The organism is Neobacillus sp. SM06, from assembly GCF_050496765.1.
Classification (GTDB): domain Bacteria; phylum Bacillota; class Bacilli; order Bacillales; family Cytobacillaceae; genus JAEVLT01.
This window is the reverse complement of sequence record NZ_JBNWEO010000013.1, coordinates 677,663-687,533: the sequence shown is the minus strand read 5'-3', so window position 1 is coordinate 687,533 and position 9,871 is coordinate 677,663. Positions and strand designations below refer to the sequence as shown.

General features: G+C 37.2%; 22 protein-coding genes. All 22 read left to right on the top strand.

Annotation, left to right across the window (positions count from 1 at the left end):
• Nucleotides 1–78: 78 nt before the first annotated feature.
• The 22 genes from ACQYAD_RS08590 to ACQYAD_RS08485 all read left to right on the top strand — a co-directional run bounded on the left by ACQYAD_RS08590 (nucleotide 79) and on the right by ACQYAD_RS08485 (nucleotide 9,790).
• Entirely contained in the window at nucleotides 79–258 is a 180-nt protein-coding gene (locus tag ACQYAD_RS08590) for a Fur-regulated basic protein FbpA (protein ID WP_430237192.1), read from the top strand.
• A gap of 89 nt (nucleotides 259–347) precedes the next feature.
• Entirely contained in the window at nucleotides 348–671 is a 324-nt protein-coding gene (locus ACQYAD_RS08585; protein ID WP_430237190.1) for a hypothetical protein, read from the top strand.
• Nucleotides 672–1,064: 393 nt separating this feature from the next.
• On the top strand, nucleotides 1,065–1,367 hold the full coding sequence (locus tag ACQYAD_RS08580) for a hypothetical protein (protein ID WP_430237189.1): 303 nt from the start codon (nucleotides 1,065–1,067) through the stop codon (nucleotides 1,365–1,367).
• A gap of 198 nt (nucleotides 1,368–1,565) precedes the next feature.
• Nucleotides 1,566–1,748: a hypothetical protein gene (locus ACQYAD_RS08575; protein ID WP_430237187.1), complete on the top strand. Its 183-nt coding sequence runs from the start codon at nucleotides 1,566–1,568 to the stop codon at nucleotides 1,746–1,748.
• 134 nt (nucleotides 1,749–1,882) lie between these two features.
• A complete protein-coding gene (locus tag ACQYAD_RS08570; RefSeq protein WP_430237186.1) occupies nucleotides 1,883–2,020 on the top strand; it encodes a hypothetical protein in 138 nt (45 codons plus the stop codon).
• Between the two features lie 17 nt (nucleotides 2,021–2,037).
• Complete coding sequence (locus ACQYAD_RS08565; protein WP_430237184.1) at nucleotides 2,038–2,196, top strand: PTS ascorbate transporter subunit IIC; 159 nt, start codon at nucleotides 2,038–2,040, stop codon at nucleotides 2,194–2,196.
• A 4-nt stretch (nucleotides 2,197–2,200) separates the two neighbouring features.
• Entirely contained in the window at nucleotides 2,201–2,404 is a 204-nt protein-coding gene (locus ACQYAD_RS08560) for a hypothetical protein (protein WP_430237182.1), read from the top strand.
• Nucleotides 2,405–2,462: 58 nt separating this feature from the next.
• Nucleotides 2,463–2,654 (top strand): hypothetical protein, encoded by a 192-nt coding sequence (locus ACQYAD_RS08555; RefSeq protein ID WP_430237180.1) that lies wholly within the window; start codon nucleotides 2,463–2,465, stop codon nucleotides 2,652–2,654.
• 34 nt (nucleotides 2,655–2,688) lie between these two features.
• Nucleotides 2,689–2,865, top strand: a complete 177-nt coding sequence (locus ACQYAD_RS08550; protein ID WP_430237179.1) for a hypothetical protein — start codon at nucleotides 2,689–2,691, stop codon at nucleotides 2,863–2,865.
• Nucleotides 2,866–2,926: 61 nt separating this feature from the next.
• Nucleotides 2,927–4,189 (top strand): hypothetical protein, encoded by a 1,263-nt coding sequence (locus ACQYAD_RS08545; RefSeq protein WP_430237177.1) that lies wholly within the window; start codon nucleotides 2,927–2,929, stop codon nucleotides 4,187–4,189.
• Complete coding sequence (locus ACQYAD_RS08540; RefSeq protein ID WP_430237176.1) at nucleotides 4,186–5,706, top strand: hypothetical protein; 1,521 nt, start codon at nucleotides 4,186–4,188, stop codon at nucleotides 5,704–5,706. The genes ACQYAD_RS08545 and ACQYAD_RS08540 overlap by 4 nt, the downstream gene beginning before the upstream one ends.
• Nucleotides 5,699–5,854 (top strand): hypothetical protein, encoded by a 156-nt coding sequence (locus ACQYAD_RS08535; protein ID WP_430237173.1) that lies wholly within the window; start codon nucleotides 5,699–5,701, stop codon nucleotides 5,852–5,854. The genes ACQYAD_RS08540 and ACQYAD_RS08535 overlap by 8 nt, the downstream gene beginning before the upstream one ends.
• A 3-nt stretch (nucleotides 5,855–5,857) precedes the next feature.
• Nucleotides 5,858–6,307, top strand: coding sequence for a hypothetical protein (locus tag ACQYAD_RS08530; protein ID WP_430237172.1), 450 nt, complete (start codon nucleotides 5,858–5,860; stop codon nucleotides 6,305–6,307).
• A gap of 2 nt (nucleotides 6,308–6,309) precedes the next feature.
• Nucleotides 6,310–6,591: a hypothetical protein gene (locus ACQYAD_RS08525; RefSeq protein WP_430237171.1), complete on the top strand. Its 282-nt coding sequence runs from the start codon at nucleotides 6,310–6,312 to the stop codon at nucleotides 6,589–6,591.
• Between the two features lie 91 nt (nucleotides 6,592–6,682).
• Nucleotides 6,683–6,820: a hypothetical protein gene (locus tag ACQYAD_RS08520; protein WP_430237169.1), complete on the top strand. Its 138-nt coding sequence runs from the start codon at nucleotides 6,683–6,685 to the stop codon at nucleotides 6,818–6,820.
• Entirely contained in the window at nucleotides 6,820–7,200 is a 381-nt protein-coding gene (locus tag ACQYAD_RS08515) for a hypothetical protein (protein WP_430237168.1), read from the top strand. The genes ACQYAD_RS08520 and ACQYAD_RS08515 overlap by 1 nt, the downstream gene beginning before the upstream one ends.
• 62 nt (nucleotides 7,201–7,262) lie before the next feature.
• A complete protein-coding gene (locus tag ACQYAD_RS08510) occupies nucleotides 7,263–7,616 on the top strand; it encodes a hypothetical protein (protein WP_430237167.1) in 354 nt (117 codons plus the stop codon).
• A complete protein-coding gene (locus tag ACQYAD_RS08505; RefSeq protein WP_430237165.1) occupies nucleotides 7,616–8,236 on the top strand; it encodes an ATPase in 621 nt (206 codons plus the stop codon). Before ACQYAD_RS08510 ends, ACQYAD_RS08505 begins: the two co-directional genes overlap by 1 nt.
• On the top strand, nucleotides 8,233–8,583 hold the full coding sequence (locus tag ACQYAD_RS08500; RefSeq protein WP_430237163.1) for a hypothetical protein: 351 nt from the start codon (nucleotides 8,233–8,235) through the stop codon (nucleotides 8,581–8,583). The genes ACQYAD_RS08505 and ACQYAD_RS08500 overlap by 4 nt, the downstream gene beginning before the upstream one ends.
• Before the next feature lie 12 nt (nucleotides 8,584–8,595).
• On the top strand, nucleotides 8,596–8,967 hold the full coding sequence (locus ACQYAD_RS08495; protein ID WP_430237162.1) for a hypothetical protein: 372 nt from the start codon (nucleotides 8,596–8,598) through the stop codon (nucleotides 8,965–8,967).
• Nucleotides 8,964–9,524, top strand: coding sequence for a CPBP family intramembrane glutamic endopeptidase (locus ACQYAD_RS08490; protein WP_430237160.1), 561 nt, complete (start codon nucleotides 8,964–8,966; stop codon nucleotides 9,522–9,524). The genes ACQYAD_RS08495 and ACQYAD_RS08490 overlap by 4 nt, the downstream gene beginning before the upstream one ends.
• Before the next feature lie 14 nt (nucleotides 9,525–9,538).
• Entirely contained in the window at nucleotides 9,539–9,790 is a 252-nt protein-coding gene (locus tag ACQYAD_RS08485; protein WP_430237157.1) for a hypothetical protein, read from the top strand.
• Nucleotides 9,791–9,871 lie beyond the last annotated feature (81 nt).

Genomic DNA, 9,871 nt, shown 5'->3' with positions numbered 1-9,871 from the left:
ACAAAAGCGTTCAATGAATCTAAAAGTTTCATTGATTGGCTATATAAAAAACGTGGAAGGAAAGTGGGGTGAAAGAAGGTGACAAATTTTAAATCTTATTTACGGGAAGCACATGATCGCTTGAAGGATGAACTGATCCACAAACTCTTAGAAGCAGGGTGGACAAAAATGACTGATGGCCGGCAGCTTTATGAACTGACATTAAGTGAATTAGTGGAGGAATATAAAGACACTAAAAGGTATAGAAGAATCTTTTGATTTTGTTAGAGGGGAAATAGCCATCTGATAGCAAGTGATAGCTTTTAGCCGATGATGCGTATTGGAACCATATTGCGACATAAGGAGGATTGAAATTAATTGTGAAGAGATTGACAAAAAAATATATTGGAGCGTTTGTGTATGACTTGAAAGATTATACACACAAGACAAATGAATTTAATAATTATGATGCTTTCTTTGAATATCATATGGCGGTCAAAAGGCTTGGAGAATTAGAAGATGCAATGGAACCAAAGCATATTGAAGAATGGAGCGAGGATTACGGTGACTGTTTGTGGTGGAGGTTCCCTATCGTAGAACCACCATATTGCGGAACACCTTTGGATAGTGATTTTCCTGATTATGTTACTCATTTTACAAGACTTATAATGCCTTTAAATATTAACGAGTAATGTCGCATTACGAACCTTTAACGCATTAGAAGAAAAAGACGATAATAAGGAGTTAAGAAAAATGAATGATAAATTACAAGAAATAAAAAATGAAATTCAAACTATCCTTGATTCTCCGCTTACTGATTGGGTTGAACTACACGATGCTATTCAAGATGTAGTTAATAAATTTTAGTCGCATTACGAACCACATTACGAATCAAATTAACAACGATTCGATTAGGGAGGAAAATACCGCATGTCCATATCTAAAATTCGAACAATTCTATATACATCAGCCAAGATTTTGGGAGATATAAACGCAATTAGACGTGGCCGGATCATGCAGCGCTTAAAAAATAGATTAATAGGCAAGTTAACTGGAAGGTTATTTAAATAGAAGGGGGAAGGAAAGTGGGTTATTTAAGCCAGGTGAGGGCAGGGGGAAAGCAATATATTTACCTTACAGAATATTGCGGTAACCAAGCTTTTAGTACAAAAACTGAAAAACATATTTTTTCATTCGGCAGTAGTGACGTTGCTTTAGTAAAAATGAAAAGATGGGATCGAAAATTTGATAAAGAATTTCCTAACCAATTAAAAGAAGCTGGGTATTCGCAAGTTGATTTAAAAGAATGGATCAAGACGCTTGAAACAGGTATTACAAAAAATGGTCGAAAATTTACATATGAGAAGAAAAAACGTGCTGTTTATTAATATAAATATATATTAAAAATTGCACGAGCAATCATACTTGAATTTGCCATTATAGTACTATTTCTATCTGAAAATAAAAAACGAACTTTTTGAAACAAGGAGAGATTTCTTCTTGTTTTTTTCATTTTATCCCAAAATTTTTTTTGGGATATTAGCCCATTTTATTATCTTGTATATTCGAATCAAGGGGTGATTGTTATGAATGGACAGACGACAACCAATACTACTGCCGCAAGTGATGTAAGAACCATGACTACTTTTGAAACCGGCAAAGGTCAAATCAATGTCATTCATGAAATTACACTCGGGGATATCCTTCTATCAACCGTCTTAATGGCAATGCTCATTTTCATGGTACTTGATCGGCTGATAAGGAGGTAAAACCAAATGTATGAAGTGGTGTTACAAACGCCAAAAGAAGTATTTCTAACTTATATTGTCATTCTGGCAAGCTGTGCTCTCACGTATCCCATAATCAGAGTGGTCTTTTCTGCAATAGGGAGGGGGCTTTCAAAATGGAAATAGGCGGATTAGTTGTTTTTGTCTATGAGGCTTTTTTAGGTAATCCAGATGTAATGACAATATTGTTAGGGTGGGCTGTGATTGTCACGATCACGTTCGTTACAATCAGGATTTACGAAGATCTTAGTTAGAAAGGAGTGGAAGCTTTGTGAGTGGACTTTCAAATGTTTTTGATTGGGATTTCTTTTGGGGTACATTCGGCTTCATCTTAAAAACAGTTTCTCCTTTCATCATGTTAATTGTCGCGATCATCGCTGTGGGGTTACTTCTTTATTTTGTAATTGCTGCTATTCGGCAGAGGACGTGATTAAATGCCACCTTATCAATCTTTTCTAAGTGGAAGTAATTTAGTTGCATTTTGGGATAACGTCAAATGGTTTTTATTCCTTGTCGCTCCAATCATCATGATTTTCTTTGCAACGGATGCTGTTGGCCATGTATTCCGCATCATTCGAAAAGCATTTGGCAAAGTGGACGAAAAGGAAAAAGATGATGAGGACGTTTACTACTATTAGGTATCACCTAGCTTTTAGCTAGATAATAAAAAATAAAATGATTAGGGAGAGATTTAATATGTTGACATTAGGAGCTGTAGTCGATTTTACGGGAGTAACACTACCATTCAGCGCTTCGGATCTATTATCTTCTGCCATGGGCTTTTTAGGTGTTGTTGGTCCGTTCGTTCTTCTTGGACTTGCAATTGTTTTTGTTCCGAAAATTATCAGCGTTATTCGGAGTGCGGCAGCTACAAAAGGGAAGCACTAAAAATATTAATTACAAATTATTGGAGGTATGATACATGTCAATTGATTTTTCAACGGTTTCGCTGCCATTCAATGCAGCTGATTTGTTATCTTCGGCCATGGGATTTTTAGGGGTTGTTGGTCCGTTTGTTCTTCTCGGTCTTGCGATTGTTTTCGTTCCGAAAATTATCAGCGTGATTCGAAGTGCGGCGGCCACAAAAGGTGGACATTAAAATTTTGTGAAAAGGGGGAGTAATCCCTCTTTTTGTTAGAAATAAACGTGAGGTATTTTAAATGTTAAAAAAAATGAACGTCCTCATTGTTTTAAGTATTTTATTGATGGCATTGCCAATTCAGGCTTTTGCCACGTCCGTGATGGCCGGTGATTATTATCCGCCAAGTGATTCTGATTATTATCAAAAGAAAATATCCTGGAAGCTTTACTTTGATTATGACACGGTAAAAGTAAAAATTCGCCAATATGACTTGCAGCAAGCTCTTTTGTCCGAAAATGAAATGAGTGTTACACCCAATTCCTATTTGTGGTTTGATATGACTTGCCAGGGAACAACGACATTTGAATTTTTTGATACAAATGGCACATCGTTAGGTTTTGCTACAAGAGGAGAAGACAGTGCGAACTTGCTTCAATCTACTTGTTCTCCGCCCACTTTATCTGACTACAACGAAACGTCGAATCAATATGCAAGTGACACATTTGGCGGCACGAAAACTCCCCTTTCAGATCCGCCCACTGCAGACGGATCCGGAGGAAGTGGGACAGGTGGAACGAGTCCGGGAACAGGAACGGATCCAATCAATTGCCCTGGATGGAGTGAATATATGAGTGGTCTAAACGATATTAAAAACGCTATTCCTCCGGCACCGAATTGGGAGGAAGTTGCCGGAACGTTTAGGGATGCAATTGTACCAAAAGCGATTAATGATCTTGGAAATCTTTTGGGTAGTGCTCCTGATGAGCCTGCTACTCCTCCACAACCGCCTGGAACCGATGATCGAGGAATTAATAATGAAATACCGCAAATGAATGACGTACCAGGGTTAGGTGATTCTGGTTTTGATGCAGGAAAAATTAAAAATGAAGCTCCTCAAATTCCGGAAAGACAAGATCCTACCGGAGGGTTTGATTTAGTGAAGGATCCGGTTGCGTCTTTGCCGGAATTGCCAGGTGATTCCCTCCCTAAGCCAGGCTCCACAGATCCAGGGGAGTGGGGAAAAAATAAACCGGCAGAGCCGGATAATCCGTTGCCAGCGGCACCGAAAGATCCTGGAACTCCAGATACAACAGGGGCACCAAAGCCGGCAGAATCTAGTGATACACCGCCGGCACCGGGGGATAGCACGGGCAGCGTTCCAACTCCTTCTGACACAGGGGGAACCCCACCAATGCCTGCTGACAATGGAGACACAGCTCCAAGCCCAGGAGATACCGGAGGAACAGCGCCAACACCAGGAGGCGATGTATTTCCTGGCATGAAAGACTATAAACCAAGTCCGGATAGCGCGGACGGTAGTGGTGGTGTGATAAACCCGTGAGAAAGATAATAAATGATTCTAAAAGAATAATTCAAATTTATCTTTTTATAACTATAATATTTTTACCAATAGTAGGTTTAAAAGTACAGGCATCCACAGGTGGTTTACTAGATGGAGTTGCTTTTGATCATTGGGCAAATACGACGGGAACTTTTTATCAAAAATTCACCAAGGTGTCTGACAATGACGACACTACGTATGATACTTTAGGACCTAATGGTAGAGATGATACTTTTGGATATGTTTTTCCTTCACCAGTAACCATTGGTTCGTATAGATATTTAGGTGATCAAAGCTCTTGGATTAAAATGATAATTTATAAATCAGACGGTTCTACTGTTAGTGTTGATGTTGACCAATCAGGTGTTATTACTAATATTCCGGCTGTTAGTAATGTAGTTTCTATTCGCTTTTTTAATATGCAAGCTAAAATTACAAAAGTCTATGATGCTAATGCCTATGCTTCAAATTATAAATCGTATGATGAAGCCACAAATTTAAGCGCAACGATGACATATCATTCGGCTGACTTAGCTTGGTCTATTCCGGACAATCCGAATCTAATTGGTTTCAAAATTTATCGGGATGATAAGCTGATTAAAACTCTAGACACGATTGAAAATTACTATCTTGATGACGGCCTAAGCGATTTAACCAGTTATAAATACAAAGTGACTGCTTTGTATGATGATGGGACGGAAACGGCAGGGATTGAAAATACATTTACAACCTTAGAGGATCCGGTTGTCAAAAAAGTATTAGATGCTAAGGCTGAAGCAGTTTCTTATAAACAAATTAATCTTTCTTGGACACTTCCAAGGCAAAATGATTTTCATCACGTTAATATTTATCGATCCGATAAGCCAAAAGCAAAAGGTTTTTTCTCTTCTCTTTTGGCCGGAACAATTGTTAAGGCAGCAACGGAACCAACGAAAATATTTGAAACAAATGGAACTTATTTTAATGATTTAACCGTAAAGCCTGATACATCTTATGAATACACTCTAACTACTCAGACAGTGGACGGGCGGGTTAGTGATGGAACAATGGTTTCGGCAGATACTCCGGCAGAACCAACCCCGGTATTAAAAACGGACGGAAATTATACGTTAGATTCTTCCGGCAATTATGTATTTAAATGGACAGAACCGACAACAGGAACTGTAAAAGTCTTAGTTGATGGAGTGGAATATAAATCAGTTAATGCTTCTTTAGGGAAAGTAGTTATTCCTAAATCGGATATGAAAACAAATATTTGGGGGGAGCCAAACGTATCAATGATTCCTGTCGGGGAATTTGGAACCGAAGGAAAAGAAGTTACCATGGGGAGCACCCTTTTTAAGAGCTTGAAGCTCCCATTTCAATCTAATGATTTAGTAACGACAATTTTTGGAGTACTAGGGTTAGTCGCCCCGATTATTCTGCTAACCTTAGCAATTTATTACTTTAAGCCTATCAAGAGAGTCATAGTCAACGCAGCATCAAAAGCAAAAGAAAGGAGCTTAAAGAATGAATAGTGAAATGGTACAAGCTGTTTTAGACATTATTTTTTCTAAATTCATGCTCTACTTAGCTCCAATGGTCTTTATGCTAATGGCCGTACTATTTTCGGATCGGGTAATTGAGATTGTCTATAAAGCGATCACTGAAAAAAGAAGGTGGTAGCTTGTGGGCATTATCGGCAGTGCTTTCGGAAAGCTTTTTAACGTTATATGGAGCGGTATCAAATGGTTAGGTCAATTCATCAAAAATTTATTTCAAGGGTTAATTGATCTTCTAGTTGGATTTTTTAAAGTCATTTATGCATTAATTGATGGTCTGCTATATTTGCTCTATAAAATTGGGATGCTGGCAGTAAAGTTATTCGAACTTTTATTTGAAACAGCTAAATTATTGTGGTCTTTAGTCGTCGGTTTTGCAAGAACATTAGCCAGTTTGTCGTATTCTCCGCGTGGATCATCGGGAACTGGCTATAGTGAAATGCTTGGAAAATTATTTGCGAATTTATCGTTTTTACAAATTGATGTAGTGGCCTATATTTTGCTTTTCGGATTATGGATTTTTACAGCAGTGGCTGCCATGAAATTATTATCCTCCATTCGAGTGGGAGGGGATTAAAGATGGATTTAAAACAACAAATACATGCTTTTTTGGATAAGATATTTGGTCCGCCTATTTCCTTTTTGGATATGGGTATTGAAAAATTACAAAACGTGAACTTAGTGACAGCGCAAGGGTTGGACGTTGGGAAATATTTATCCGTATTTGGAGATATGCCGGCAGCATGGCAGCTGGTTATCTCCTCAATATTAATCTCAAGTGTGCTGTTAGGATCACTATTAATCTTTCGTTCAATCGTTCGACTTTATTATTCTTTGAAGGAAGGCATCAAGTGGTGGTAGTCACTGGGTTAATCGTCTTAGTCATATTATTATTTTGCCCAAAAGAAGCATACCAATATGCGAAAAAATCGATATTTAGGAGGAAAAATAAATGGGTGCAGCCTTTCTTTATATGTATTTTGTTGGAGCAGGAACGGCAGCAGGTGTTGCTACTATTGGCTTAATTACTTGGAAAATTGTCCAACGGTCGAATAAAAAGGTGAATAAAAAGAAAGGGAGTATCGTCTAATGTTTTTCAAAAAGAAAAAAGATGATGAGTTTTTTCCAGACACAAATGATATTTTAGTTGTTTTTGATGATGAAAACAAAACATCGGATATTCAGCGCATAAGTGAAATTCGTGAAGGTACTATTTATGTTACTGGAAAGTACGCAATTCCACTAGATGATTGTGAAGTCACAACGGGGGCAGAAGGAAGAAACTTCTTCTATCGTGCACCTTCTCAATCGATTTTTGAGACACAAAGACTCGCTGTTCTTGAACAGAGTTTAGTTCTAAATCAAATAACAGCCTATCGCCCTCCTATTCTTCCAACGTCAATGGATTGGACAAAAGGATTATTGTTTGCATTAGTATTTATCGCTTTTATTATTCTTTTATTTAAATAATAGTACTTGAGAATCGCAATTAAACAAAATTAGATTTGTCTTTATGAGGAGTTGTCCATTAAATGCAAAATAGCACGCCTACTAATGCTGAAAAATTGCAGTCTGTCATATCTGATGATCTTTTTCCTCAAGTGAATCATATTTCTGATGTTAAACAAGTACTTGAAGAAATGAAAGGGAATGCCCAGGACATTCGTGAGCCGCAAATGAAGGCGATTATCCTGCTGCAACGGATGGGTGAAAACACTTATTTACACGGTGACAAAAATCCTTATAAACCCTTAATTGATTTTGTCATGAAAGGCAAAGAGCTTGTAGCGGATCCGGAGTATTACATAAAAACGATTGAGGCATTGATACCGAAACCGCCTAAGCCAATCGTTATGGCAGAAAAAGCAGAAAGGAGCCGCAAGTAATGGCACATCATTTTTTTATCCAGGGACCTTTAGGAGCAGGCAAAACATTTATTATGTCTTTACTTGCACATCATTGGAAAGACCGGGTTTTAAAACAAGGCGGCAATGTCCAATTATTCTCTAACTACGGACTGAAAGATAGCAGGCCAATGACTCATTATACGGATTGGTATGAAGTTGCTGCAGCACAGGGATCCATTTGCTGCTGGGATGAGGCGCAAATGTCCTTTTCAAACCGGAAATGGAGTAAATACGGTGCAACACTAGCGACAGAGGTAATGATGTATACAAGGAAAATGCAAAGCGTTCAAATGTATTGCAGCCCGTCTATAAACAACGTTGACAGCCGGATAAGGCAAATAGTTGAGGTATTAATTAACGTTCGAAAAATAGGCGATAAAGGGTTCTCATTGCATTTTACGGATTGGCAGACAGGGGAATTCATGCACAAGCAATTTATTCCGATGTACAAAGCAAAGCAGGTTTTTAAGTTGAATTTATATGACACTTTCAACATGGTTCAAGGATTTCCGCTGCCGAGTACGGAAAAGCAGGGAGAACAGTTTTTCGAAAAGCTAGAGCAGATTCACAATGAAGCAAGGGAGAAAGTTACAGTATGATTGAAAAATTCAGCCTGGTGCCGAAAGAGTACAGAAAAAAGGATCCGCGCTCTTTGCTGTTTCTTTATCCAAACTCAATCAATATTGTAGCATATGCTAAAAGCATGCAGAAATTTGCCTTTTATCAGGCGTTAGAAGTTGCTGAAGATTTGGCTAAGCGACAAGGCTATATCTTGCTGCCATGGAGCTGCATCCATTGGCAGCGCGCAAAAAATTTTGGTTCAGATCGAAAAGTTAAGATTGGCCGTAAATCATTTTTCTTGATGAAGCCTAATGAGTTAACAAAAAGTGAATCAATGAAGCTTGAAAAATATTTAGACGAATTGCATGAAAAAGAAGTTTGTTAAGGAGGGATTCGCTTGGAACTAAGTCTAGAACGTTCAGAAATAGCCATTTTAGTGCTTCATATGAATATTATGCGTAAACCAATTAAAAAAGGATTTAAATCCAATTATGGGCTTAAAGAAGGGCGCAGGCTAATAAAAGAATACGATTCCTTGAAATTACAGTTAGAGGATAAGATCAATCAAGAAGAAGAAACACAAATTTTCATCTGGAACGAAAATGAAATAAATATGTTGCGCTCTTTTCTGAATTGGTATGTTTTAGAGATCAGCTCGTCTGCAGAAACCCAAGGGGCAAATATCGAAAACGATGAACAGTTTAAAATCCTTACGGGCATTCATAATAAAGTGAATAGAACCGTTGAAATGGCTGAATTTATAAAGTGAAAAGAGAAAATATTTTAAGCGTTTTAGCCTATTCTGCCGCAGTTATGGCAGGATCGAATTATTTATATTTATTATTGATTTTATTTGCATTTTTATTTAGGAATTCGTGGATCCCAATTATAAAAAATATTTCATTCAAAAATGTACTTAAATGGGGCGGTATTGGCGGGATCATAGCAATTTTAATTCAGATATTTTGGGTACAACTCCAAAAATTATTAGGAATTTTTATCGAATCAACCCGAACAAGTGATTTAATTGATATTTCAAACAATAGCTTTAAAATGACATTTTTAATTGTTATGATAGCCCCCATTCTAGAAGAATTCATTTTTAGAAAAATAATCTTTGAATTTCTTAATAGAAAAATGAATATTACTTCAGCAGCGGTAATTTCGTCCTTGGTGTTTTCTCTATATCATTTCGACTTTGCGAATACAATATCTTATTTTCTAATGGGTATGACGTTTTCAACAATTTACATTTTGTCTAAAAACCTTTTCAATTCAATGGTTGCTCATATGGTAATGAATGCGATTGTTCTTATTCTCATGTAAAGGAAGATGTAAAAATGTACAATAAGCAAGCTTTAGCTTTAGGAAGATTATACGATGACACGCTTGCATTAAAGGAATATAACAAAAAAATATTAGAACTAATTCGTTCTGAATACTACAAAAAACATATCGATTTTTATGGATATGAACGGTTTATCAATTTGCTGCAAGTGATGAATTTGCACCTAGATGAAATGAAAATTAAAATGGACAGCATAGTGGAAGCTAACACCTTTCCGGGCATGAGAATTGATGTCAAAGCCTAAGAGGTTTATCAAAAACGTTCGTTTTGACAAATAAATAGGGTTATAAAAATCGGCAACGAAAAGTGTCGATTTCTTTTTACA